Below are 25,428 nucleotides of genomic sequence, written 5' to 3' on the forward strand. Positions count from 1 at the left end.
GCCCGGGTCGTCAGGCGCCGCCGAGCGCGGCGTCGACGATCTCCCTGGCCTCGCGCTGGACCTGCGCGAGGTGCTCCTGCCCGACGAACGACTCCGCGTAGATCTTGTAGACGTCCTCGGTGCCGGACGGGCGTGCGGCGAACCACGCGCGGTCCGTGACGACCTTGACCCCACCGACGGCCGCGCCGTTGCCCGGGGCCTTCGACAGCTTCGCGACGATGGGGTCGCCGGCCAGGGTGTCCGCCTGGATCGCGTCGCCGTCGAGCTTGCCGAGCGCTGCCTTCTGGGCCTTCGTCGCAGCGGCGTCGACGCGCTGGTACACGGGGTCACCGAAGCGCTCCGTGAGCTCGCGGTAGAGCTGCGACGGTGTCTTGCCCGTGACGGCGATGATCTCGGACGCGAGCAGCGCGAGGATGATGCCGTCCTTGTCGGTCGTCCACGCGGTGCCGTCCATCCGGAGGAACGAGGCACCCGCGCTCTCCTCGCCACCGAAGCCCACGGAGCCGTCGATCAGGCCCGGGACGAACCACTTGAACCCGACCGGGACCTCCCACAGGGTCCGGCCGAGCGACTCCGCGACGCGGTCGATGATGCTCGAGGAGACGAGGGTCTTGCCGATCGCGGCGTCCTGCCGCCAGTGCGGACGGTGCGAGTACAGGTACTCGATCGCCACCGCCAGGTAGTGGTTGGGGTTCATGAGCCCACCGTCCGGCGTGACGATCCCGTGCCGGTCGGAATCGGCGTCGTTGCCCGTGAGGACGTCGAATTCGTCCTTGTGGGCGAGCACCGACGCCATGGCGGACGGGCTCGACGGGTCCATCCGGATCTTGCCGTCCCAGTCGAGGGTCATGAACGACCACGTCGGGTCGACGTCGGGGTTCACCACCGTCAGGTCGAGGCCGTAGTGGTCCCGGATGCGGTTCCAGTAGGGCAGGCTGGCGCCGCCGAGCGGGTCCGCGCCGATCCGGACGCCCGCGCGCTTGATCGCCGCGATGTCGATGATGTCCGCCAGGTCGTGCACGTACGTGTCGAGGAAGTCGTACCGGCCGGGGCTCGCCTGCTCCTGGCGCTGCACGTCCACGAGACCGCCGGCGATGATCGCGTTGGCCCGGTCGGCGATCCACTTCGTCGCGTCGCTGTCCGCGGGCCCACCGTGCGGCGGGTTGTACTTGAAGCCGCCGTCGCGCGGGGGGTTGTGGCTCGGCGTGATGACGATGCCGTCGGCGGTGTCGTCGTGGCCCTCGCGGTTGTAGCGGATGATCGCGTGGCTCAGCGCGGGCGTCGGGACGTACCCGTTGTCCTTGTCGGCGAGCACGGTGACGCCGTTCGCGGCCAGGACCTCGAGCGCGGTCCGTTCGGCCGGACCGCTCAGCGCGTGCGTGTCGCGGCCGATGAACAGCGGCCCCGTGGTGCCCTGCTGCGCGCGGTACTCGACGATCGCCTGGGTGATGGCGGCGATGTGTGCGTCGTTGAACGCGGTGTCGAGCGAGGAGCCCCGGTGGCCGGACGTGCCGAACACCACCATCTGCTCGGGGTTCGATGCGTCCGGGACCCGCGAGTAGTAGGCGTCGACGAGCTCTTGGAGATCGACGAGGTCCTCGGCGGTCGCGGGCGTTCCGGCACGGTCGTTCATGCGCCCATCCTGGCACCGCGCCGTGTCCTGTGCCCGACTGTCCACAGGCCGGCGCCCGACGGGGTCCAGGGAGGAATGACACCGGTTGCATCGACAACCATTCCGTAGGATCGGGGGATGACGACGGACGACGTGCCCTGGCTCGACCGCGAGCAGGTCCGCGTGTGGATCCGCCTCGTCGCCGTCATGGAGCTCCTGCCCGCGGCGCTCGACCAGCAGTTGCAGCGCGATTCCGACCTGACGCACTTCGACTACATGGTCATCGCCATGCTCTCCGAACGCGACGACCGCACGCTGCGCATGACGGCCCTGTCCGCCGCCACGAACAGCTCGTTGCCCCGGCTGTCCCACGTCGTCACCCGCCTCGAGAAGCGCGGGCTCGTCTCGCGGTGTCCGTCGACGGACGACCGGCGGGCAACGGACGTCCGACTCACGGACGCCGGGTGGGAGGCCGTGGTCGCCGCTGCCCCCGGCCACGTCCGGAACGCCCGCCACCTCGTGGTCGACGCGATCGGCGAGGACCGCTTCCGGCAGCTCGACGCCGACCTCCGCGCGATGCTCCGCCGACTCGACCCCGAGGGTCGCCTCGCCGCCCTCACCGACCCGGATGGCCGCCCGCCCGTGCAATAGAGTCGGCCGCATGGCCGAGCCCGATGCCTCCGCGTCCGACACGTACAGCTACCTCGGACCGGCCGGGACCTTCACGGAGGCCGCGCTCAAGCAGGTCGCCGCGGCCGCCGGCAAGCCCTGGCGGTCGGTCAACAACGTCGGCGAGGCCCTCGACGACGTCATGAGCGGACGGAGCGTCGGCGCGGTCATCGCCATCGAGAACAGCGTCGACGGTGGGGTCACCGCCACGCAGGACGCCCTCGCGCGCATCCCGGGGGTCCGCATCATCGGCGAGTACCTCGTGCCGGTCGACTTCGTCCTCGTCGCCCGGCACGGCACCGTGCTCGCGGACGTCCGCACCGTGAACGCCCACCCGGTCGCGTACGGGCAGACCTACCGCTGGCTCGAGGACCACGTCCCGGGGCACGGACACATCCCCGCGTCGTCGAACGTCGCGGCGGCGGCGGCGCTCCTCGACCCGGCCGCGGGGGCGCTCGCCGAGGCCGCGGTCGCCCCGCCCGGCATCACCGACCACCACGACCTCGCCGTCCTCGCCGAGCACATCGGCGAGAACCCGTTCGCCGTCACGCGGTTCGTCCTCGTGTCGCGGGACCTGGCGATCCCGGCCCGGACCGGCGCCGACAAGACGAGCGTCGTCGTGGAGCTGCCGGACGACCGCGCAGGTGCGCTCGTCGACCTGCTCGAGCAGTTCGCCACCCGGGGCATCAACATGGGGCTCCTCAGCTCGCGGCCGATCGGCGACGAGCTCGGCCGCTACCGCTTCGTCATCGACCTGGACGGCCACGTGCACGACGAGCGCGTGGCGGACGCGCTCCTCGGCCTCCGGCGGTTCAGCCCCCGGGTGACGTTCCTCGGGTCGTACCCCAGGGCCGACGGCCACGCGTCCGAGGTGCAGGCCCGGTACCGGGACGAAGCGTTCACCGAGGCACGCGAGTGGCTCCGACGGATCGTCGCGGGCGAGCCTGGTTGACCCGGCCGGGCCGGACGCCGGTGACCCACCAGGTGGGCGCCTGTGGAACGACCCGGCCGTCCACAGAAGCCGGGGGCCGAGAAGACGGATCTGGCGGTCCCGGTAGCGTTGTCGCATGACGACGCCCCCCGAGACCGATGCGGCCCCGCGCGACGACGTCGCCGCGGTGCCCTCGACCGCCGCCCACTCGGCCACGAGCCAGCACACCGCCGCCGTGGTCTACAACCCGATCAAGGTCGACCTGCCGGCCCTGCGCCAGAGCGTGAGCCGCTACGAACGTGAGGCCGGGTGGAGCGAGACCCTCTGGTTCGCGACGACCGAGGAGGACCCGGGCGCCGGCATGGCCCGGGCCGCGCTCGAGGCCGGTGCCGATGTGGTGGCCGCCGCGGGCGGCGACGGCACGACGCGGATCGTCGCCGAGGTCGTGCACGGATCCGGCGCGTCGCTCGCGCTGCTGCCGAGCGGCACCGGCAACCTGCTCGCGCGGAACATGCGGTTCCCGCTCGACGAGATGGACACGAGCGTGCAGACCCTGTTCCACGGCGAGGACCGCGCGGTCGACATCGGCATGCTCACCGTCGAGCGTGAGGGCGGGGAGCGTGAGGACTTCGGGTTCCTCGTCATGGCCGGGCTCGGGCTCGACGCCCGGATGCTCGCCAACACGCGCCCGGAGCTCAAGAAACGGGTGGGCTGGCTCGCCTACGTCGACGCCGTGGCCCGATCGCTCCGTGACTCCGACAGCATGGAGGCCCGCTACAACCTCGACGGTGCCGGCAACCGCTCGCTCCGCGCCCACACGCTCATCGTGGGCAACTGCGGCACCCTGCAGGCCGGCATCCTCCTGCTGCCCGACGCCACGATCACGGACGGCGTGTTCGACGTCGTCGCGCTGCGCCCGAAGTCCGTGTTCGGCTGGGCCCGGATCGGCGCCCGCCTGATGTGGGAGAACGCGATCCTGCGGCGTGCGCGATCGACCAAGATCGGCCAGACCGCGGTGGGGGAGCGGATCATCGCCCGGGCACGTGAGGAACGTCCGCTGCGGTACATGCGCGGCAAGGAGATCGTCGTGCGGCTCGAGACGCCCGACGAGTTCGAGATCGACGGCGACCCGGTGGGTCGGATCCGGGCGTTCCGGGCGCGCATCGACGAAGGCGGCTTGACCGTGCGCGTGCCCGTCGGGCACGTCCTGCACTGAGCGACGGCCGCCGACGACGGACGTCCGGCACCCACCAACCTCCTGCACGATCCGTGCGGCGGCCGGGAGGCGCGGGACGGGCGCGCGCCGTCCCTCCCGTCCGATCGGCGCCGGACCGGCGCGAGGGGACGGTCGGTAAGATGCTCCAGTGATCGATCCGCAGCTCCTCCGCGACCACCCCGACCGGATCAAGGCATCGCAGGCGGCCCGTGGTGACTCCGTGGAGCTCGTCGACCAAGCGCTCGCCGCGGACACCGCACGTCGGCTCGCGATCTCGTCGTTCGAGGCGCTCCGTGCCGAGCAGAACGCGTTCGGCAAGACCGTCGCGAAGGCACCGAAGGACGAGAAGGCGGCGCTCGTGCAGCAGGCGCAGGCGCTCGCCGCCCGGGTCAAGCAGGCCCAGGCGATCGTCACCGAGTCCGAGGACGCGTTCCGCACGACCGTCGGGAAGCTCGCGAACCCGATCATCGAGGGCGTCCCGAGCGGCGGCGAGGAGGACTTCGTCACCCTGCGCACCGTCGGCACGAAGCCGGAGTTCGACTTCGAGCCGAAGGACCACGCCGACCTCGGCGAGCACCTCGGGATCATCGACATCCCGCGTGGCACGAAGGTGTCCGGCTCGCGCTTCTACTTCCTCCGCGGCATGGGGGCGCGGCTCGAGATCGCGCTCATGAACCTCGCGCTCGACCGGGCGATCGCCCACGGCTTCGAGCCCCTCATCACGCCGACGCTCGTGCGCCCCGAGACGATGGCCGGCACGGGGTTCCTCGGTGAGCACGCCGACGAGATCTACTACCTGCCCGCCGACGACCTGTACCTGACCGGCACGAGTGAGGTCGCGCTCGCGGGCTACCACTCCGACGAGATCCTCGACGTGTCGAACGGCCCCCTCCGCTACGCCGGGTGGTCGACGTGCTACCGACGCGAGGCCGGGTCCGCGGGCAAGGACAACCGCGGGATCCTCCGGGTCCACCAGTTCAACAAGCTCGAGATGTTCGCGTACGTGCACCCCGACGAGGCCGAGGCGGAGCACGACCGGCTCGTCTCCTACCAAGAGGACATGCTCGGCGCGCTCGGACTCCACTACCGCGTCATCGACGTCGCCGCCGGTGACCTCGGGCAGAGCGCCGCCCGCAAGTTCGACATCGAGGCGTGGGTGCCGACGCAGGGGACCTACCGCGAGCTCACCTCGACGTCGAACTGCACGACGTTCCAGGCCCGCCGCCTCGACATCCGGCACCGCACCGAGTCCGGCAAGACCGCCCCGGTGGCGACGCTGAACGGCACGCTCGCCACGACCCGTTGGCTCGTCGCGATCCTCGAGACGCACCAGCAGGCCGACGGCACGGTCGTCGTGCCCGAGGTCCTCCGCCCGTACCTCGGCGGCACCGAGGTGATCGAGCCGCGATGACCGACGACCTCCGCGAGCAGGCCGTCCCCGACCCTGGGGCGAGCTCGGGTGCGACGTCGACGGCGCCGCGGCCGGACCACTGGCTCGTGGCGCTCGACATCGACGGGACGGTCATGCGCGAGGACGGCGTCATCACCGACGCGACGAGCGCGGCCGTCCATGCTGCGGTGGCGGCCGGACACGAGGTGATGCTCTCGACCGGTCGCAGCGCCTCCATGACGTTGCCCGTGGTCGCGGCCCTCGGGATCCGCCCACGGTTCCTGGTGTGCGCGAACGGCGCGATCACGCTCGAGCGGAGCGGCGCCCCCGAGGACGCCGAGCGCGGGGGCTACCGCCGCGCGTTCGTGGAGTGCTTCGACCCGACCGAGGTCCTCCGCACCATCCGCGGGTCCCTGCACGGCGCCGCGTTCGGCGTCGAGGACGAGACCGGCCACTACCGCGTGCACGGGATCTTCCCCGAGGGCAGCCTGAGTTCCGACGTCGAGCACGTCGCGTTCGACGACCTCTTCGGCGTCGAGGCCACCCGGGTCGTCGTCATCTCACCGAACCACGACCTCGACGACTTCCTGCGGGCGGTGGACCGGATGGGCCTCCACAAGGTGTCCTACAACGTGGGGTGGACCGCCTGGCTCGACATCGCGCCCGAGGGCGTGACCAAGGCCAGCGCGATGGAGCGGGTCCGGTCCGTGCTCGACGTCCCACGGTCGCGCGTGTTCGCGGCGGGCGACGGCCGGAACGACATCGACATGCTGCACTGGGCCGCCGAGTCCGGCCGCGGCGTCGTGATGGGCCAGGCGCCCGAGGACGTCGTCGCTGCCGGCGGTGAGGTCACCGGGAGCGTCGCGGAGGACGGTCTGGCCGCCGCACTCGCGACGCTCCCGCGCTGACCCGGCCCGGTTCCCGGTTCCAGGTTCCCGGTTTCCGGTTCCCGGTTCCGCAAGATCGCAGTCGTTGCCGTTTCGACGGTGGTGTGAGCGGCAACGACTGCGATCCCGGTGGGATGACGTGGCGTCAGCCGCAGAACTCGTAGGGCGGCACCCTGTCCGTGCTCACCCAGATCGACTGCACCTGCTGCGGCGTCGAGCGCACGTCGAACACGATCCAGGCGCCGTGGTCCTGGTAGCCGCGGTAGTCCTCCTGGTCGTCCTCGCGGATCTGCACGAGGTCGGGGTGGTGCGCCTCGAGGGTCGCCAGCGGTGTGCCGAGCGTGTCGCCCTGCGCCGTCTTCGGCGAGGAGGCCCCCGCGCCCTGCAGGAGGATCCCGTGCACGACGTCGCGCGCGTCCGGCAGCGCCTGGGTCCACACGGAGGAACCGGTCCGCCGCCACATCGCGATGTTCGGGTTCGGGCAGTCGTCCGAGCGGGTGTACGCGGTCATGGACGCGCCCTCGGCCGTCACCGAACCGCCGATGGTGAGCGGCCCGACGCCGGCACCCGTGATCGTCCACGTCGTCGGGTCGGCGAGGTCGAGCGTCGGGGAGGCGGATGGTGTGGCGGGCGGCGGCGTGGTGGGCGTCGTCATGGTCGGGGACCCGGCGGACGCGATCATCGCCGACGCGTACGCGTTCGGGGCCCGCGACTTCGACACCTCGGCCGCGCTCGCCGCCATGCAGCGTGAGGCGAACGAGCCGAACGACGTGCGTCCCGCCCTGTCGGCGTACGAGGACGACGGCTACATCCCCATCGACGGCTCCTACGGCTGCTGCAACTTCTACGGCGCCGTCTCGACGCAGCAGGAGTACAACACGGCCGACCACGCCATCGCGTCCTTCGCGACCGCCATCGGCAAGGGGAGCGTCGCGCACCAGTACCAGGAGCGCGCGAACAACTGGCAGAACGTCTTCAACCCGGCCTCGGGGTACCTGCAGCCGAAGAACACGAACGGCGTGTTCACGGCCGGGTTCTCCCCGACCTCGTCCCAGGGCTTCGTCGAGGGGTCCGCGGCGCAGTACACGCCGATGGAGCCGTTCGACATCGCGGGGCTGATCGCGGCGGACGGCGGGAAGAAGGCCTGGAACGCCAAGCTCGACGCGCTGACCTCGACGATCAAGAACCCGACCAGCGCGAACGCCGACTTCGGGAACGAGCCGAGCATCGAGATCCCGTGGGAGTACGACTACACGGGCGAGCCGTGGAAGACCCAGTCGACGGTGCGGAGCGTCCAGCAGCAGATATTCACGAACCAGCCCGCAGGGATCGCCGGCAACGACGACCTCGGCACGATGAGCGCCTGGTACGTCTGGTCGGCGCTCGGCTTCTTCCCGGAGACCCCGGGGACCACCGACCTGGCGCTCGGCAGCCCGGTGTTCGCGAACGTCGCGATCCACCTGCCGTCGGGAGGGACGCTGACGGAGTCGGCGCCGGCTGCGTCCACCACGAACCAGTACGTCCAGAGCATGACGTCGAACGGCGCGAGCTGGTCGCACGCGTACCTGGACCCGTCGCTGATCACGAAGGGGGGTTCGGTGACCTTCGCACTCGGAGCGAAGCCGAACACGTCCTTCGCCGCGGCGGCCGGTGACGCGCCGCCGTCCGACACCACGGGGCTGGCGTCCGCGCTCGGCTCCACGGACCAGAGCGTCGTCGTGACGGCGCCCGGGACCGCGGCGACGGTGCACCTCGGCGTCCGCAACCTGACCGCGAAGAAGCAGACCGTCTCGTGGTCGGCCGCGCCCGCGGGGTCCTCGGGCACCTCCGCCGGGACGTCCGCCGGTCCGGCCTCGGGATCGCTCGTCCTCGCGGCGAACGGCACGGGCACCGCGACCGTCGGCATCACCGCGCCGACGACCGAGGGCCGGTACACGCAGACGTTCACCTTCCGCGACCAGGCGGGCAACCGCCTGCCGAACGTCACGGTCGAGGTGGACGTGGCGAAGCCGGGCGAACTGTGGCCGTTCTACGACGACGCGGGCATCGCGCAGGACGGGCAGAGGCTGTCCTCGACCTACGACGGCGAGGGATGGTCGTACTCGGCGCAGGCGCTCGCGGCGGCCGGGCTCACGCTCGGTGGCACGGTGCAGTCCGACGGGCTCACCTACACGCTGCCGGACACCACGCCGGGTGACTTCGACAACATCCAGGCCGGCGGACAGACGGTTCCCCTCCAGGGCACCGCGGGTGCGACCCGCCTCGGCATCCTCGGGAGCGCCACGAACGGCGACCCCGACTCGACCGGGACGTTCACCGTCCACTACACGGACGGGACGACCTCGACGCTGACCCTCGGGTTCAGCGACTGGACGCTCAACGCCGGCTCCTCGCAGCCCACGGCGGGCGAACAGGTCGTGGCCGACTCCGCGTACCGCGACACCTCGAGCGGTGGTCGTGACCCGGTGCACGCGTACCTGTTCACGACGAGCGGTGCGCTGACGGCGGGCAAGACGGTGTCGAGCGTCACCCTCCCGGCGACGACGAACGCGGGCACGCTCCACGTGTTCGCCTTCGCGATCGGTTAGGAGGCCCGCAGCCGGCTGCCGATCGGCAGCCGGTTCGGAGGCGCGTGACGGCCCCGGTGGACTCGGTCCACCGGGGCCGTTCGCGCTGTCATCGCGCGGAGGAGCGGGCCGCCGGCTCAGCCCGGACAGCTCGCTTCGTCGAGGTCGATGTAGAAGTCGCGGTGGCCTCGCGGGATCGGCACGACCACGTGGTTCGTCCGGTCCGCGACGAGCGGCGTGCGGACGGTGACGAGGCTGCTCGGCACGCGGTCGTCGTACTGGGTCAGACCCCAGCGCAGTTCAGCGTCGCGGCAGCTCCCGAGCGGCGTGATGTCGACGTCGAAGCACCCGGTGTTCGTCGTGCAGTCGGTCGCGGTCGAGAGGACCCGCCAGTTGCTGCGGGTCAGTTCGATCCACCCCGCCGCTGCCGCGTCGCGCGCGCCACCGGAGTGTGCGACGCGCCCGGTCCTGCCCGTCGGCGCAGACGAGGCGTGCGTGCCCGTCCTGTCGTACGACCCCGTCGCGCCGCCCGCGCTGCCCGAGGACGACGTGGCCTGGCTGACCACGCCCGCCCCGAGGAAGGCCACGGCCACGAGCGCGATCGACGCCACGACCAGCGTCCGCATCCCGAACCGGCGCACGGGCCGTCGGGGCGTGACGGGTCCGTCCCACGGTTGCGCGGTCGACTCCGCCCGTGCGACGAACTCGTCGAAGGACAACGGCACCGGGCGGGCGCGCGGCGGATCGGCAGCTGTGTTCGAGCCCTGCGTCGGGCCTCCCGGCCGGTCCGCAGCCGCGGTGCGTGGCGTGGGCGCCGGGGCGGCGGCGAGAAGGGCGTCCTTCGCATCGGTGATGCGCGCGAACTCGCGGTTCGCCGCGCGGCGCTCGACCTCGCTCGCGTCGACGAAGCGGTCCGGGTGGACGAGGCGCGCCCGCAATCGGTACGCCGCGGCGATCTCGCTGCGCGAGGCGCCCGCGGGCACGTCGAGGACGATCGCGGCGACGTCGGGTGTCATCGTCTCCTGGCGGCTCATGCGGTCGCCCGGAACTCGGCGAGGTACCGCTCGTAGGCGGCCCGGTCGGTCGCAGCCTGCGTGGCCACCGCCGTCTGGAGGACGGTCCGCCAGGCCACGCGTCGTGCGTCGACGACCTCGAAGACGCCGGTGAGGACCCGGACGAGCCCGACCAGGATGCCGATGCTGGCGAGTGCGAACGCGGTCATCGGGGTGAACGCCGCGAGGACCGTGACGGCGGTCGACACCGCGACCACGGCGCTGGCAACGGTGAGCCTCCGGACGGGCGGGCCGATGACGGGGGCAGCCGCGCGACGCCAGGCCGCGCCGTTCCGTCGCCAGAAGACCCAGCCGGGCGGGGCGCTCGGCGGGCGGCCGTTCGCGACGGGGGGCGTCCATCCCGGCGGCGGTGTCCAGCCCTGACGGCGGACCACCCAGTCGGCCGGCGGGCTCGGCCACCCCGGCGGCGCGTTGAATCGGAGCGGCACCTGCCGCAGCTCGGCGACCATCCACACCCCCGGTCCGACCGTCGTCCTGACGGTGGCCCCCACCGTACTGATGCAGACGGACGGTCGGGAGTCCCGCGAACGGGCGACCGGCGCCCGCTGACGGTCCACACGGCCCGACGCCCGGTGACCGCGTGCCGGGCGCTGGATGGTGCCGCCGCAGCCCGCTCGGTCGCCGCGTTCCACGTCACCCGTCGGCGGGCTGGGTCCCCGTCGACCCGCGGTCGGTAGCCTCGCGCGAGGACCACATCCGCCACCACGAGGAGCCCTCCATGCCGAGCACCACCACGCTGTCCATCCCGGCCCGGGCACTGCTGCTCGGCGTGTTCACGGGCGCCCGGTCCGCCACGCCCCTCGCGGTCCTCGCGCTGCAGCACGATCGCCCCTCGCTCCAGGGCGCCTGGCAGCAGTGGCCCGTGTTCCGCTCGCCCGTCGGCCGAGGCGCCCTCGTCGCCTCGGCGGCCGGGGAACTGGTCGCCGACAAGCTCCCCGTCACGCCCAGTCGGCTGAAGCCCGGGGCGCTCCTCGGACGCGTCGCGGCCGGTGCGATCGCCGGGCTCGTCATCGGGAGCGTGGGCGGCAGCAGTGTGTCGCGCCTCCAGACCGCGGTGCTCGGTGGCGTCGGCGCGGTGATCGGGAGCTACGCGGGCTACCTCGGCCGCACGGCCCTCGGCTGGGTCAGCGGTCTGCCGGACCCGGTCGTCGCGCTCGTCGAGGACGCGATCACGGTCGCGGGGGCGACCGCGGTGGTCACCGCCGACTGACCGACGGACGGGAGGGGCGGGGCCAGCGGCTGCGCCCCTCCCGTCCGGCTCCGGTCGGCTGTGTCAGCACGTGCGATCGCCGCCGACCGCCACCGCCGCGACCCGTGCGACACCCGGCTCCGCTACGGTTCGCCCATGGCAGCAACGGCGCCCCCGCAGCGCACCGACCGGCGTGGCCTCGTGGCGTGGGCGCTCTGGGACTGGGGATCGGCCGCGTTCAACGCCGTCGTCACGACGTTCGTCTTCAGCACCTACCTGGCCAGTCGCGCGTTCATCGACCCCGCCCTCGTCGCGCACGAGCACGGTGCGGCCGGGCGGCGGGCGGTCGAGGCAGCCCTCGCCCACAACGCGACCGTGGTGTCGGTCGCGCTGACGATCGCCGGCGTCGTCGTCGCGCTCATCGCACCGGCGATCGGCCGGTTCGCCGACGCGTCCGGGCACCGGAAGCGGTCCGTGCTGCTCGCGACGATCGGCATCGTGCTGAGCATCGGGTGCATGGTGTTCGTCGCGCCAGCCCAGCCGTACCTCGTGCTCGGGGCGTCCCTCCTCGGCATCGGCACGGTCGCGTACGAGATCGCCAGCGTCGGCTACAACGCGATGCTCGGGCAGGTCGCCCCCGAGGGCCGGACCGGCCGGGTGTCCGGCATCGGCTGGGCCGCCGGGTACTTCGGGGGCATCGTGCTGCTCGTCGTCCTGCTCGTGCTGTGCATCCAGGACTTCGGCTCGCCCGACCGCGCGGGACTGCTCGGCCTGCCGTCGACCGTGGCGGGTGGGGAGTGGAGCGTCCGGGTCGCGATCGGCATCGCCGCGCTGTGGCTCGCGGCCTCGTCGGTGCCGCTGTTCGTCGTCGTGCCCGAGGCCACCCGCGGACCGGCGCGGCGCAGCGGCGTCCTCACCGCCTACGCCGACCTCGGCCGCGACGTCGCCCGACTGTGGCGCGAGCGGCGCGACCTCCTCATGTTCCTCGTCGCGAGCGCCGTGTTCCGCGACGGCCTCGCCGCCGTGTTCACGTTCGGGGCGATCATCGCCGCGCAGGTGTTCGGGTTCTCGTCGTCCGAGGTCATCCTGTTCGCGATCGCGGCGAACGTCGTCGCGGGCATCGCCACCGTCGTGTCCGGACGGCTCGACGACCGCTTCGGCTCGCGCGCGCTCATCCTCGCCGCGCTCGTCGGACTCGTCGCGTGCGGCACGGGCGTCCTGTTCATCGGCACCGCGCAGCAGGGATTCTGGGTGCTCGGCCTCGCGCTGTGTCTGTTCGTCGGCCCGGTGCAGTCGTCGAGCCGCGCCTACCTCGCGCGCCTCGCGACCCCCGGGCGCGAGGGCGAGCTCTTCGGTCTGTACGCCACCACGGGCCGGGCGGCGAGCTTCCTGGCACCCGCGCTGTTCGGACTCGCCGTGACGATCGGCGGATCCACGCGGTTCGGCATCCTCGGCATCGTCGCGGTGCTGCTCGCCGGGCTCGTGCTCATGCTCTTCGTCCGGGTGCAGCGCGCGCAGCCGGCATCCCTCGGGCGGGCCTGAGCCGCAGTCGGGTGGGAGGGGGCAGCACGCGTCCCCTCCTCGCCGTCGCCTGAACGGCACGTACCCCGACCCGCACCTCTCCGGCGTAGCGTCGCGCTGTCCTGAGCCACGACGACGAGGAGTCGACCGGTGTCCGATGCGTTCCGGCCCCGCAACCCGACGGGCACCGCGCTCCGTGCCGTCGCCGAGGTCGTCGGCGCGACCACGCCGACCGCCGTCCCCGACGACCTGCGCGTGACCGGCGTCGCCGTCGAGGACGGCGAGGTCCGCCCCGGGGACCTGTTCGTCGCGATGCCCGGTGCCCACACGCACGGCGTCCGGTTCGTCCCGGCCGCGTTGTCGGCGGGGGCCGTCGCGGTCCTCACCGACGCGGCGGGTGCCGAGGCGCTCGCGGCGTCGACCGTGCCGATCCTCGTCGTGCCGTCACCCCGCGCCGTGCTCGGTCGGACGGCGGCGGTCGTGTTCGGGACGTCCGCGCCGTCCGCGACGCTGTTCGGCGTCACCGGCACGAACGGCAAGACGTCGAGCGTGTACCTGCTCGACGCGGTCATGCGCCGACTCGGGTGGCGGACCGCGCTGACCTCCACCGCCGAGCGCCACGTGGGCGACCGGGTCATCGCGAGCCGGCTGACGACCCCCGAGGCGAGCGAGCTCCACGGGTTCCTCGCCGCGGCCCTGGAGCACGGTGCCGACGGCGTCGCCCTCGAGATCAGCGCGCAGGCCCTGTCCCGCCACCGGGTGGACGGGGTGGTCGTCGACGTCGCCGGGTTCACGAACCTCAGCCACGACCACCTCGACGAGTACGCCGACTTCGACGCGTACCTGGCGGCCAAGGCGCTCCTGTTCCGCCCCGACCGATCGCGGCGCGCGGTCGTGTCGCTCGACTCGGCCGCCGGTGCGCGGATCGCGGCGTCCGCCGAGGTCCCCCTGACGACCATCACCTCGCGCCCGGACACGGCCGCCGACTGGCACGTCACCGTCCTCGAGCAGCGCCCGGACGCCACGCGGTTCCGGCTCGACGGCCCCGGGGGAGCGACCGTCACCACCGAGGTGCCCCTGCTCGGCGTGCACATGGCGGCGAACACGGGGCTCGCGATCGTCATGCTCGCCGCCTCGGGCGTGCCGTTCCCGGACCTCGTGCGCGCGGTCGGCGCTCGGCTCGACGTCGACGTCCCCGGGCGCATGGCGGACGCGTCCGCGGCCACCGGGCCCCGGGTCTTCGTCGACTTCGCGCACACCCCCGACGCGTTCGAGAAGAGCCTCATCGCGATGCGGGCGTTCACGGCCGGGCCGCTCGTCATGGTCGTCGGCGCCGACGGGGACAAGGACCCGACCAAGCGCGCGGGCATGGGCGAGGTCGGGGCCCGGCACGCCGACGTCGTCATCGTCGCGGACCACCACCCCCGGCACGAGGACCCGGACGCCATCCGCGCGGCGATCCTCGCCGGCGCGCGCGGGGCGGGCACCGACACGACCATCCTCGAGATCCCCGATCCGCCCAGCGCGATCCGCGCCGCCCTCCGCCACGCGGGAGCGGACGGGGCCGTGTACTGGGCCGGCCCCGGGCTGACCGACTACCGCATCATCGGCGACGCGCACGTCCCCTACTCGTCGTACGAGGACGCCGCGGTGGCGCTCGCCGAGGCCGGATGGGGCGTCGGCGTCGAGGCCTGAGGCGGCGGCGCGGCCCGCGCGGCCAGGACCGGGTCCGGGAGGCCCGGCAGCGGGTCCGGGAGGCCCGGCACCGCGTCCGACGTCGCCGACGTGCGCCGTGCCTCCCGGTCGGACCGCCGACCCTGGCAGTGCCGTCCCCCGAGCTCGCACCGGCATCCGCGTACCGTCCAGCGCGCCCCGAGATCCGGGGATCCGCGACGCTCGTGCGCGAGCTGCGGCAGGACGTGAGGAGCACGCTCATGAAGGCAGTCGTCTGGCACGGCATCGGCGACATCCGACTCGACGAGGTCCCCGAGCCGACGATCCAGGACCCGCACGACGCGATCGTCCGCGTCACCCGAAGCGCGATCTGCGGAACCGACCTGCACTTCGTCCGCGGGACGATGGCCCCGATGCAGGAGGGCACGATCCTCGGTCACGAGGCCGTGGGCGTCGTCACGCAGGTCGGCGACGCCGTCCGCGGATTCAGCGCAGGCGACCGCGTCCTCATCAACTCCACGATCTCGTGCGGCGCCTGTCGGTACTGCCGGATGGGCAAGACGGCGCAGTGCGACGTGGCGAACCCGAACGGGTCGCAGGCCGGCACGAGTTTCTTCGGTGGCCCGGTGTCGACCGGTCCCGTCGACGGACTCCAGGCCGAGTACGTGCGCGTCCCCTGGGCGCAGAACACCATGCACGGGTTGCCCGAGAACGTGAGCGACGAGCAGGCGATCCTGCTGTCCGACATCTTCCCGACCGGGTGGTTCGGCGCCGAGCTGGCCGGTGTCAGCCGTGGTGACGTGGTCGTCGTGTTCGGAGCGGGCATCGTCGGGCAGTTCGCGATCGCCTCGGCGTTCAAGCAGGGCGCGGGTCGCGTGATCGTCGTGGACGGCCAGGAGACCCGGCTGGCCCAGGCCCTGGCGCAGCACGCCGAGGTCGTCGACTTCAACCGCGAGGACCCCGTCCAGGCGGTCATGGACCTGACGAACGGGATCGGTGCGGACTGCGTCATCGACGCGGTCGGGGTCGACGCCGAGCGCCCGAAGCAGGGACCCGCCGCGGTCTCCGCCGACGAGGCCGAGCAGTTCGACGCCGAGGTCGCCTCGATCGCTCCCGACGCGCAGCCTCGGGGCGACCAGTGGAAGCCGGGCGACGGACCCTCGCAGGTCGCGCGCTGGGCGGTGCAGGTCGTCGCGAAGTACGGCCGCATCGGGATCATCGGCGTGTACTCGCCGACCGTCGACGCCTACCCGATCGGCGAGGCCATGAACAAGAACCTCACGATCCGCGCGGGGAACTGCGATCACCACTCCGTCACGCCGCCGCTCATCGACCTCGTCGCGAGCGGGCAGTTCGACCCGACGACCCTGATCACCCAGCACGAGGCCATGACGGACGCGATCGCGGCGTACGAGGCGTTCGACCGGCGCGAGGACGGCTGGACCAAGGTGGAACTGACGCTCGTCGGCTGACCGACGGCGTGTCGGCCGGGAGGCGCGGCACCGGACCCGACGCCGGGCCCGTGTGTCGTCCCTCCCGGCCGCGAACCGGGCCAGGATGGGAGCATGACCGACCAGCCGATCGCCGTGGTCGTCCTCGCCGCCGGGCAGGGCACCCGCATGAAGTCCGCGACCCCCAAGGTGCTCCACCGGCTCGCCGGACTCCCGCTCATCGCCCACGTGCTCCGCACCGCGGAGTCCCTCGCACCGGCGCACGTGGCGGTCGTCGTCCGGCACGAGCGCGAGCGCGTCGCGGCCGAGGTCACCGAGCGCATGCCGGACGCCCTCGTCGTCGACCAGGACGACGTCCCCGGCACCGGCCGTGCCGTCGAGGTGGCGGTCGCCGCGCTCCCGGCCGACTTCGACGGCGTCGTCGTCGTGCTCAGTGCGGACGTGCCGCTGCTCGACGCGGCGAGCGTCCGGGCCCTCGTGCAGCAGCACACCACCGCGGGCGACGCCGTGACCTTCGTCAGCGCGATCGCGCCCGACCCGACCGGGCTCGGACGGATCCTCCGCGACGAGCGGGGTGCGTTCACGGGGGTCGTCGAGCACAAGGACGCCACCGACGAGCAGCGCATGATCACCGAGGCGAACGCGGGCATCTACGCGTTCGACGTCGCGCAGCTCCGCGCCGTCCTGCCGTCGATCGGCACCGACAACGCGCAGGGCGAGAAGTACATCACCGACGCGCCCGCCCTCATCGCCGCCCGGGGTGGTCGCATCGACGTCCTCACCTTGTCCGACCCGTGGCTGGTCGCCGGCGTGAACGACCGCGCCCAGCTCGCCGACGCGGGGCGCGAGCTCAACGCCCGGATCGTCCGCGCGCACCAGCTCGCCGGCGTCACGATCAAGGACCCGGCGACGACGTGGATCGACCTCGACGTCACGATCGAGCCCGACGCCGAGATCCTGCCGGGCACGCAACTCGAGGGGGCCACGGCGATCGCGGCCGGCGCGGTCGTCGGACCGGACACGACGCTCCGTGACACCGAGGTCGGACCCGGCGCGACCGTCGTCCGGACCGATGCGACGCTCGCGGTCGTCGGCGCCAGGGCGACCGTCGGGCCGTTCGCGTACCTCCGGGCCGGGACGTACCTCGGCGACGACGGCAAGATCGGCACCTTCGTCGAGACGAAGAACGCCCGCATCGGCCGCGGCAGCAAGGTGCCGCACCTGTCGTACATCGGGGACGCCGAGGTGGGCGAGGGCTCGAACATCGGCGCGAACACGATCACCGCGAACTACGACGGCGTGCACAAGCACCGCACCGAGGTGGGCTCCCAGGTCCGCACCGGCTCGCACAACGTCTTCGTCGCCCCGGTTAGGATTGGGGACGGGGCGTACACGGGAGCGGGAACGACGGTCCGCAAGGACGTCCCCGCCGGCTCGCTCGCCATCAGCTACGCCCCGCAGCGCATCACCGAGGGCTGGGTTGAGGAACATCGGCCCGGAACCCCTGCTGCCGAGGCCGCTGCGGCCGCGGGGGCACGACGCGCCCCCGCCCCATCCCCCCAGAGCGCGACCCCGCGGGTCGAGGAGTGAGCACACAGGTGTCCGGAATCAAGATGACCGGCCAGAAGCGACTCGTGCTGGTGTCGGGCCGAGCGCATCCGGAGCTCGCCGAGTCGATCGCGGACGAACTCGGGCTCGACCTCGTCCCGACGGACGCCCGGACCTTCGCGAACGGCGAGCTCTACGCGCGGTTCGACGAGTCGGTCCGCGGCTGCGACGCCTTCGTCATCCAGTCCCACACCGCGCCGATCAACGAGTGGCTCATGGAGCAGCTCATCATCGTCGACGCCCTCAAGCGCGCGTCGGCCAAGCGGATCACGGTCGTCGCGCCGTTCTACCCCTACGCCCGTCAGGACAAGAAGGGCCGCGGGCGTGAGCCGATCTCGGCCCGCCTCGTCGCCGACCTGTTCAAGGCCGCCGGCGCCCACCGGATCATGAGCGTCGACCTGCACGCACCGCAGATCCAGGGCTTCTTCGACGGCCCGGTCGACCACCTGTTCGCGATGCCCGTGCTGCTCGAGCACTTCCGGCAGCTGCTCGACCCGGCGACGCTCACGGTCGTGTCGCCCGACATGGGCCGCGTCCGGGTCGCCGACATCTGGAGCGAGAAGCTCGGCGCGCCGCTGGCGATCATCCACAAGCGCCGTGATCCGCTCGTGCCGAACCAGGTCACGGTCCACGAGATCGTCGGGGACGTCTCGGGCCGCTGGTGCCTGCTCGTCGACGACCTCATCGACACCGGCCGGACGATCGCCAAGGCGGCCGAGGCCCTCAAGGCGAACGGGGCGGTCGGGGTCGTGGTCGCGGCCACGCACGCGGTGTTCTCCGACCCGGCGACCGAGCTGCTGCAGAGCGAGTTCATCGACCAGGTCGTCGTCACGGACACGTTGCCGCTCGCTGAGGACAAGCGCTGGGACCGCCTGACGATCCTGCCGATCGCGCCGCTCATCGCCCGCGCCATCCACGAGGTCTTCGACGACGGCTCCGTGACCTCGATGTTCGACGGCGCAGCGTAGCGGCGCATGCCCGACCACGACCCGGCCGCGCACCGCGCCCTGACCGCCCGACTCCGCGCGGCCGGCAGCGTGTTCGCCGAGGACGAGGCCACGGTCATCCTCGACGAGGCGGACGGCGACGCGGTCCGGCTGCGGACCCTGCTGCAACGGCGCCTCGCGGGCGAACCGCTCGAGGTCGTCGTCGGGTGGGCGTCGTTCTGCGGGCACCGGGTCCGGGTGGTGCCCGGCGTGTTCGTGCCCCGTCGGCGGACCGAGCTCGTCGTCGAGGAGGCCGCCCCGTTCCTCCAGGTCGGCGACAGCGTCGTGGACCTGTGCTGCGGCGTCGGCGCGATCAGCGTCGGCCTCATCGTGACGGTGGGGCTGCTGGACCTCGTCGCCGTGGACATCGACCCGGACGCGGTCGAGGTCGCGGCCGAGAACCTGGCCGGCCGTGCCGTGGCCGTCGTCGGCGACCTGTTCGAGCCGCTGCCCGACCGCCTCCGCGGCGCCGTCACGGTCGTGGCGGTGAACGCGCCCTACGTGCCGACGGACGCCATCGCGCTGATGCCACCGGAGGCGCGTGAGCACGAGCGCCGCGTCGCGCTCGACGGCGGCGCCGACGGGCTGGACGTGCACCGGCGGATCGCCGCGGGCGTCGGCGAGTGGCTCCGCCCCGGCGGCGCCGTCGTCATCGAGGTGAGCGCAGAACAGGCAGACGCATCCGCCGCGCTCTTCACGGCCGCCGGCCTGGAGGCGCGGATCGCTCGAGACGACGACCGTGACGCCACGGTCGTCGTCGCCGTCCGCCCCGCCTGACCCCACCCCCGCGAGATCGCAGTCGATGCCGTTCTCGGGGTCGCCTGAGCGGCAACGACTGCGATCTCGCGGGATGGGCCCGGGTCAGAAGAACGTCGGCTGGCGGGCCACGTAGTGCTCCTCGAGCGCCGCTGCCTCGTCGTCGGTCAGGTGGACGTCGAGGGCAGCCGCGGCGTCCTCGATGTGGTGCACCTTGGTGGCGCCGACGATGGGCGCGTCCACGACCGGGTTGCGCAGCACCCACGCGAGCGCGACCTGCGCCATGCTGACCCCACGCTCGTCGGCGATCCGCGCCACCGCGTCGACGATGCCCTCGTCCGAGTCGAGTCGGACGGGGTTCCCCTTCGGGTCGCGTTCCGGCTCGTCACCGGCACGGGCGGTGTTCTGCTCGCTCCACGGGCGTGCCAGCTTGCCGGCCTGCAGGGGACCCCACGGGATCGACCCGACGCCCTGGTCCGCGAGGAGCCCGAACATCTCTCGCTCCTCCTCGCGCTGCACGAGGCTGTACTGGTTCTGCATGGACACGAATCGCGTCCACCCACCGAGGTCCGCTGCGGCCTGCAGCTTGGCGAACTGCCACGCCCACATGCTCGACGCACCGATGTAGCGCACCTTGCCCGCCTGGATGACGTCGTGCAGGGCCTCCATTGTCTCCTCGACGGGGGTGTCCGGGTCGAACCGGTGGATCTGGTACAGGTCGATCCAGTCGGTGCCGAGTCGCTGCAGGGACTTGTCGACCTGCTCCAGGATCGCCCGACGGCTCAGTCCGGACTCGCCAGGGCCCGGGCCCATCTCACCGAACACCTTCGTGGCCAGGACGACGTCCTCGCGGCGGGTGTACTCGCGGATCGCCGCGCCGGTGACCTCTTCGGAGCTGCCGCGCCCGTAGACGTTCGCGGTGTCCCAGAAGTCGATGCCGAGCTCCACCGCCCTCCGGAAGATCGGCTCCGCCGCGGCGGCGTCGAGCGTCCAGGTCTGCTGCTCGTTGCCGTTGCCGAAGCTCATGCAACCGAGCGTGATGCGGCTGACCCGCAGGCCGGTCGGTCCGAGGTGGGTGTACTCCATGCGGTCGTCTCCTGACGTCGTCGTCCTGCTCCCCTGTGTACACGCCGCACCCCTCCGCGAGATCGCAGTCGTCGCCGTTCTGCGGGCCTCCAGAGCGACGACGACTGCGATCTCGCGCAACGGGGCACGCCGCCCGCCCGTCGGGGCTGCGAGGATTGGCGCATGCGCGCAGTCCGGTACGACGCCTTCGGTGCCCAGCCCTCCGTCGTCGAGGTCGACGCCCCCGCCTGTCCGCCCGACGGCGTGGTCGTCCGGGTGGCGGCGACGGGCGTGTGCCGCAGCGACTGGCACGCATGGCGCGGACACGACGACTCGGTGCACCTGCCGCACGTCCCCGGGCACGAGTTCGCGGGCGTCGTGGCCCAGGTCGGTCCGGACGTCCACGAGCACCGCGTCGGTGACCGGGTGACGGCGCCGTTCGTGTTCGCCTGTGGCACGTGCGACGAGTGCCGCGCCGGGGCGACGCAGGTGTGCACACGACAGGAGCAGCCGGGGTTCACGCTGCCCGGGTCGTTCGCCGAGCAGGTCGTGGTGCCGCACGCCGACCTCAACCTCGTGCCGCTGCCCGACGCGATCGGGTTCGTCGAGGCCGCGGGGCTCGGTTGCCGGTTCGGCACGGCCTACCACGCCGTCCACGCGCGCGGGCGGGTCCAGACGGGGGAGTGGGTCGCCGTGTACGGCTGCGGCGGGGTCGGGCTGTCCACGATCGTCGTCGCGCTCGCGGCGGGGGCCCAGGTGATCGCGGTCGACGTCGCTCCCGCGGCGCTCGAACGGGCCCAGGCGCTCGGCGCCGTGACCGTGCCGAGCGGACCCGACGCCGTCGAGCGGGTGCGCGCGCTCGCCGGGGGCGGGGTCCACGTTTCCTTCGACGCGTTCGGCAGCCGGAGCACGTCGAACGCGGCGATCGAGAGCCTCCGCCCACGGGGGCGTCACGTCCAGGTCGGGCTGCTGCTCGGCGCCGAGGCCGAGCCCGCCGTCGCGATGGGCCGCGTCATCGCCCAGGAGCTCGAGCTGCTCGGGAGCCACGGGATCGCCGTCTCGGAGTACGCGGCCATGCTCGCCGCGATCGTGTCGGGGCATCTGCGGCCGGACACCACGGTCGGCCGGACCATCGGGTTCGAGGAGCTGCCCGCCGCGCTCACCGGACTCGACGGACCCGCCGCGGTGCCGGGGATGACCGTGGCGGTGCTCTGACCCTGGCGGCCGGTGTCGTCGACACCCCGCTCACGCAGGCGCGTCGACGACGACGCCGCCAGCGGCGACCGCCAGGTCGGCGCCGAACACCACGCCGGGGGTGCCAGCGCCCGGTCGGCCCTCGCCCTGGAGGAGCCGTGTCGCGACCTCGACGGCGGCTGCGGTCGTGAACACGGATGCGTCACCGAGCCGCAGCCAGCCCTCGCGCACGCGGCCGTCCGGCCACTCGACCCGTGCGTGGCCCCACGACGACGCCCGAGGGCGAGGTCGGTCCTCGAAGCGGATCGCGGACAGGCGCCCGACGACGAAGCGCCGCACGGGGGCGATCCGGAACAGGGCGGTCGCGAGCGGGAGGACGGCGCGCACCGCGGGGTTCGCGGGGGCGAGGGCCGAGGCCGCGACCACGTCGTCCGCGTCGCTCGCGAGCCAGGCCGCGAGCAGTTCACCGCTCGCGCCGCTGCCGGCGCCGACCCGGTCCCCGTCCGGCGTCGTGATGGTCCGGTAGTCCGTGACGACCCGTCGCGTGCGGACGAGTCGACCGTCCTGGACCTGCGCTCCGCCGAAGGCCGCGACGTCGGCGATGGACTCCGCCAGGGCACTGCCGAGGGTCCCGGCTTCGGTCGCCACCGAGGCGATCGCGTCGACCCGGACGCGCCGCGGCCGGGGCTCGCCGTCGCACAGGCGCACGACGACGCTCTCGACCGCGACCACCCCGAACCCGGCGCCGGGCACGAGGACCTGTCCCGCGGCTGCCGCGCGACGGTCCTGCCGCAGGACGTCGTCGACCGCGGCGTACTCGTTCGACAGGTCGAGGTAGTGCGTGCCGTGTGGGAGCGCCCGGACGACCGGGAGCGCGGTCCGCGTGAAGGGGCCCACGGTGTTGACGACGACCCCGGGTCGTTCCCGTCCGATCGCCGCGAGGAGGTCGCTGAATCCGCCGACGACCATCCGGGGACTGCGCGCGGCCGAGCCCGGCCGCTCGGAGGCGACGGCGGACACGGCGTCCCGGACCTCCTCGAGCCGCGCTCGGTCCCGCGCTGCGAGCACCACGGGGACACCGCGGGCGTGGAGCTCCGCCGCGATCGCCCGTCCGGTGCGCCCGGTGGCCCCGAGGACCATGACCTCGTCGTGCATGTCGTGCTCCGCCCGTCCCGCGTGCCTCGATGACACGTCGTGTCGTCACGATACACGTGATGACACGACGTGTCGTGAGTAGGATCGACGGGTGGCTCGATGGGATCCGGATGCACGAGCGCGCCTCGAGCAGGCCGCGCTCGAGCTGTTCCGTGAGCAGGGGTTCGCCGCGACCACCGTCCCGCAGATCACCGCGCGCGCCGGCCTCACCACCCGGACGTTCTTCCGGCACTTCGCCGACAAGCGCGAGGTCCTGTTCGGGTTCGAGGACCAGTTCCCCGCGGTGGTGGCCGAGCTGCTCGCCCAGGCGCCGCCGGACCTCGCGCCGATCGCCCTCATCGCGGCGGGGCTGGAGACCCTGGCCGAGACCCGGTTCCAACCCCTGCGCGAGTACCTGCTCACCCACCGTGCGGTGGTCCGGAGCGACGAGCGCCTGCGCGAACGCGAGCTGACGAAGCATGCGGCGCTCGCCCGGGCCGTCCGTGCCGGGTTCGTCGAGCGCGGCGAGGACGACCTGTCCGCCACGCTCGCCGCCGAGGTCAGCGGTGCCGTGTGGTGGGTGTCGCTCGACCGCTGGCTCGACGAGGACGGTGAGCGCGCGTTGGTCGCGGTCGTCCGCGAGACCATGGCGCGGTTCCTCGCGATGACGGGCGGCGGCGACCTCAGCTCGCGGTGACGCCCACCGAGTGCCAGCCGCTCGCCCCGTTCGGTGCCGGCGCCCGCTCGACGCTCGTCTGCACCGTGCCGTCCGCGCTGATCGCCCGGACCGTCAGGGTGTGCGGCCCGTGCGTCGGCGTCCAGTCGCGGAGCACCCACTGCCGCCAGGTGTCCGCGGACACCGAGTCCGCGAGCTCGGCGTCGCGCCATGCTCCGTCGTCGACGCGGACCTGCACGCCCCGCACGCCGGTGTGCGGCTGCCACGCCACCCCGGCGACCGCGACCCGCTCGCCCGCGCGCACCGTGCCTCCAGACCGTGGCGTGTCGATCCGCGACTCGAGCTTGACCGGCCCCTGCGCGCTCCACCCGCGGGGTGTCCAGTAGCCCTCGGCGTCGGCGAACCGCGTGACGGTGAGCTCGGTCACCCACTTCGTGGCGGACACGTAGCCGTACAGGCCGGGGACGACCATGCGGACCGGGAACCCGTGCTCGGCGGGCAGCGGCTCGCCGTTCATGCCGACCGCCAGGATCGCGTCCGTGCCGGCGTCCTGCAGGACGTCGAGGGGTGTGCCCGCGGTGAACCCGTCGACGCTCCGCGAGAGCACCATGTCCGCCGATGCGTGCGGGCCGGCCTCGGCGAGCAGGTGCCGGATCGGGTACCCGAGCCAGAGCGCGTTGCCGATGAGGTCGCCGCCGACCTCGTTCGAGACGCAGCTCATGGTGGCCATGTGCTCTTCGAGCGGCCGGGCGAGCAGGTCGGCGAACGAGATCTCGACGTCGTGGTCGACAATGCCGGTGATCCGGAGCTTCCAGGTGTCGGGATCGACCGACGGCACGCGCAGCGCGGTGTCGATCCGGTAGAACTCGGCGCTCGGGGTGACGTACGGCGTGATCCCGTGCACGCCGAGACTCGCGCCGGCCGGGACCACGCGCTCGTGCACGGCCGGTGTCGGCAGGTGGACGGCGCGCTTGACGGCCGCTGCGGCGGAGCTCGCCGCGTCGACGACGCGCGCGCCGGCCCCGACGACGAGCGCGGTGACGCCGAGGGTCAGCGTCCACCCGAGGAACGCCCGGCGTTGCACCGCGGGGGAGCCCGTCATCGTGCTCGCTGCGGTCGGGGTCGCGTGCTGCTCGGCGGCGGCGTCCCACCGCCGGAACCGCTGCATGCTGAGGCGGAGCGTGACGACCGCCGCGAGGACCCCGACGACCGAGGGTGCACCGTCGAGGCTCCCGCTGCCGGAACGGGTCATCACCGCGACGAGGGCGATCACCCCGCCGATGGCGAACACGACGGTGCCGAACGGCGGACGACGGCGCTCGAGGACGCCCGCCGCCGCGGTGATCAGGGCGAGGAGCACTGCCATGAGGACGAACAACGCCGCCTTGTCGCCCGTGCCGAACAGCGTCACCATGAGGTCCTTCACCCACCGCGGCGCGAGGTCGATCGCGGCCGAGCCGACCGCGACGAGCGGACTGCCGGCACCGTTGAGCAGGAGCGCGACGATCTCGGCGACGGCGAGGAACACGATCCCGGCCACGAGCCCCACGGCCGCGGCGGCGATCGTCCGTGTGCGGTCGGGCAGGTGCAGCGGGCGGTCGACGGGTTCCGCGGCAAGGGGCGCCGCGATGGCAGTACCGGGCGCGCGGCGGTCGGCACCGGGCGCGGGGCGGTCGGCACCGGTTGCCGGGCGATCCGCACCGGGCGCGCGGCGGTCGGCACCGGGCGCCGGGCGGTGGTGTCGAGCGGCGTCGCGCTGGTCCGGGTCCTCGGTGCTCACGGGGCGATCGTAGGCGGGTCCTCTGGCGGTTCCCCGGGTCGCCGGACCC

The 25,428-nt window shown here is 73.1% G+C and carries 22 protein-coding genes; 15 read left to right on the top strand and 7 right to left on the bottom strand.

Features of this window, described 5'->3' with window-relative positions:
* Positions 1-10: 10 nt before the first annotated feature.
* On the bottom strand, positions 11-1,633 hold the full coding sequence (gene pgm, locus DEI92_RS03615; protein ID WP_111012341.1) for a phosphoglucomutase (alpha-D-glucose-1,6-bisphosphate-dependent): 1,623 nt from the start codon (positions 1,631-1,633) through the stop codon (positions 11-13).
* 117 nt (positions 1,634-1,750) lie between these two features.
* Here pgm and DEI92_RS03620 point away from each other — a divergent pair, with 117 nt between their 5' ends.
* The 5 genes from DEI92_RS03620 to DEI92_RS03640 all read left to right on the top strand — a co-directional run bounded on the left by DEI92_RS03620 (position 1,751) and on the right by DEI92_RS03640 (position 6,726).
* Complete coding sequence (locus DEI92_RS03620) at positions 1,751-2,263, top strand: MarR family winged helix-turn-helix transcriptional regulator (protein WP_111010134.1); 513 nt, start codon at positions 1,751-1,753, stop codon at positions 2,261-2,263.
* 10 nt (positions 2,264-2,273) lie between these two features.
* Positions 2,274-3,233 (top strand): prephenate dehydratase, encoded by a 960-nt coding sequence (gene pheA, locus DEI92_RS03625; protein ID WP_181434622.1) that lies wholly within the window; start codon positions 2,274-2,276, stop codon positions 3,231-3,233.
* 115 nt (positions 3,234-3,348) lie between these two features.
* Positions 3,349-4,428 (top strand): diacylglycerol kinase family protein, encoded by a 1,080-nt coding sequence (locus DEI92_RS03630; protein ID WP_111010130.1) that lies wholly within the window; start codon positions 3,349-3,351, stop codon positions 4,426-4,428.
* Between the two features lie 148 nt (positions 4,429-4,576).
* The gene (gene serS, locus DEI92_RS03635) at positions 4,577-5,839 is read left to right on the top strand and encodes a serine--tRNA ligase (RefSeq protein WP_111010128.1); all 1,263 of its coding nucleotides are present in this window, start codon (positions 4,577-4,579) and stop codon (positions 5,837-5,839) included.
* Positions 5,836-6,726, top strand: coding sequence for an HAD family hydrolase (locus DEI92_RS03640; RefSeq protein ID WP_111012342.1), 891 nt, complete (start codon positions 5,836-5,838; stop codon positions 6,724-6,726). Before serS ends, DEI92_RS03640 begins: the two co-directional genes overlap by 4 nt.
* A gap of 124 nt (positions 6,727-6,850) precedes the next feature.
* Here DEI92_RS03640 and DEI92_RS03645 read toward each other — a convergent pair whose 3' ends face one another.
* Positions 6,851-7,360, bottom strand: coding sequence for a hypothetical protein (locus DEI92_RS03645; protein ID WP_181434623.1), 510 nt, complete (start codon positions 7,358-7,360; stop codon positions 6,851-6,853).
* On the opposite strand from DEI92_RS03645, the gene DEI92_RS03650 reads away from it, so the two are divergent.
* Positions 7,329-9,293 (top strand): glycoside hydrolase domain-containing protein, encoded by a 1,965-nt coding sequence (locus DEI92_RS03650; RefSeq protein WP_181434624.1) that lies wholly within the window; start codon positions 7,329-7,331, stop codon positions 9,291-9,293. The two genes, DEI92_RS03645 and DEI92_RS03650, sit on opposite strands and share 32 nt — an antisense overlap.
* A gap of 116 nt (positions 9,294-9,409) precedes the next feature.
* Here DEI92_RS03650 and DEI92_RS03655 read toward each other — a convergent pair whose 3' ends face one another.
* Both DEI92_RS03655 and DEI92_RS03660 read right to left on the bottom strand, forming a co-directional pair.
* Positions 9,410-10,306, bottom strand: a complete 897-nt coding sequence (locus DEI92_RS03655; protein WP_111012345.1) for a DnaJ family molecular chaperone — start codon at positions 10,304-10,306, stop codon at positions 9,410-9,412.
* The gene (locus tag DEI92_RS03660; RefSeq protein WP_146244452.1) at positions 10,303-10,836 is read right to left on the bottom strand and encodes a hypothetical protein; all 534 of its coding nucleotides are present in this window, start codon (positions 10,834-10,836) and stop codon (positions 10,303-10,305) included. The genes DEI92_RS03655 and DEI92_RS03660 overlap by 4 nt, the downstream gene beginning before the upstream one ends.
* A gap of 227 nt (positions 10,837-11,063) precedes the next feature.
* Here DEI92_RS03660 and DEI92_RS03665 point away from each other — a divergent pair, with 227 nt between their 5' ends.
* The 7 genes from DEI92_RS03665 to DEI92_RS03695 all read left to right on the top strand — a co-directional run bounded on the left by DEI92_RS03665 (position 11,064) and on the right by DEI92_RS03695 (position 19,551).
* Complete coding sequence (locus DEI92_RS03665; RefSeq protein WP_111012347.1) at positions 11,064-11,555, top strand: DUF4126 family protein; 492 nt, start codon at positions 11,064-11,066, stop codon at positions 11,553-11,555.
* A 135-nt stretch (positions 11,556-11,690) separates the two neighbouring features.
* Entirely contained in the window at positions 11,691-13,076 is a 1,386-nt protein-coding gene (locus DEI92_RS03670; RefSeq protein ID WP_111012437.1) for an MFS transporter, read from the top strand.
* 129 nt (positions 13,077-13,205) lie between these two features.
* Positions 13,206-14,750: a Mur ligase family protein gene (locus DEI92_RS03675; RefSeq protein WP_111012348.1), complete on the top strand. Its 1,545-nt coding sequence runs from the start codon at positions 13,206-13,208 to the stop codon at positions 14,748-14,750.
* Between the two features lie 239 nt (positions 14,751-14,989).
* Entirely contained in the window at positions 14,990-16,201 is a 1,212-nt protein-coding gene (locus DEI92_RS03680; protein WP_111012438.1) for a zinc-dependent alcohol dehydrogenase, read from the top strand.
* 93 nt (positions 16,202-16,294) lie between these two features.
* Positions 16,295-17,770, top strand: a complete 1,476-nt coding sequence (gene glmU, locus DEI92_RS03685; RefSeq protein WP_111012349.1) for a bifunctional UDP-N-acetylglucosamine diphosphorylase/glucosamine-1-phosphate N-acetyltransferase GlmU — start codon at positions 16,295-16,297, stop codon at positions 17,768-17,770.
* Between the two features lie 8 nt (positions 17,771-17,778).
* Positions 17,779-18,756 carry a ribose-phosphate diphosphokinase gene (locus tag DEI92_RS03690; protein ID WP_111012350.1) on the top strand — a complete coding sequence of 326 codons (978 nt, stop codon included), beginning with the start codon at positions 17,779-17,781 and terminating at the stop codon, positions 18,754-18,756.
* Positions 18,757-18,762: 6 nt separating this feature from the next.
* The gene (locus DEI92_RS03695; protein WP_111012351.1) at positions 18,763-19,551 is read left to right on the top strand and encodes a putative protein N(5)-glutamine methyltransferase; all 789 of its coding nucleotides are present in this window, start codon (positions 18,763-18,765) and stop codon (positions 19,549-19,551) included.
* 84 nt (positions 19,552-19,635) lie between these two features.
* Here DEI92_RS03695 and DEI92_RS03700 read toward each other — a convergent pair whose 3' ends face one another.
* A complete protein-coding gene (locus DEI92_RS03700; RefSeq protein ID WP_111012352.1) occupies positions 19,636-20,616 on the bottom strand; it encodes an aldo/keto reductase in 981 nt (326 codons plus the stop codon).
* A 162-nt stretch (positions 20,617-20,778) separates the two neighbouring features.
* On the opposite strand from DEI92_RS03700, the gene DEI92_RS03705 reads away from it, so the two are divergent.
* Positions 20,779-21,810 (top strand): zinc-dependent alcohol dehydrogenase family protein, encoded by a 1,032-nt coding sequence (locus DEI92_RS03705; RefSeq protein WP_111010988.1) that lies wholly within the window; start codon positions 20,779-20,781, stop codon positions 21,808-21,810.
* 30 nt (positions 21,811-21,840) lie between these two features.
* Here DEI92_RS03705 and DEI92_RS03710 read toward each other — a convergent pair whose 3' ends face one another.
* Entirely contained in the window at positions 21,841-22,944 is a 1,104-nt protein-coding gene (locus DEI92_RS03710; protein ID WP_111012353.1) for a hypothetical protein, read from the bottom strand.
* Positions 22,945-23,035: 91 nt separating this feature from the next.
* Between DEI92_RS03710 and DEI92_RS03715 the strand changes: the two genes are divergently transcribed.
* On the top strand, positions 23,036-23,620 hold the full coding sequence (locus tag DEI92_RS03715) for a TetR/AcrR family transcriptional regulator (RefSeq protein WP_111012354.1): 585 nt from the start codon (positions 23,036-23,038) through the stop codon (positions 23,618-23,620).
* Here the strand turns inward: DEI92_RS03715 and DEI92_RS03720 are convergent.
* Positions 23,607-25,379 (bottom strand): molybdopterin-dependent oxidoreductase, encoded by a 1,773-nt coding sequence (locus DEI92_RS03720; RefSeq protein WP_375342527.1) that lies wholly within the window; start codon positions 25,377-25,379, stop codon positions 23,607-23,609. The genes DEI92_RS03715 and DEI92_RS03720 overlap by 14 nt on opposite strands.
* Between the last annotated feature and the right edge of the window lie 49 nt (positions 25,380-25,428).

Origin of the sequence: Curtobacterium sp. MCBD17_034 (genome assembly GCF_003234515.1) — a bacterium.
Taxonomy (GTDB): domain Bacteria; phylum Actinomycetota; class Actinomycetes; order Actinomycetales; family Microbacteriaceae; genus Curtobacterium.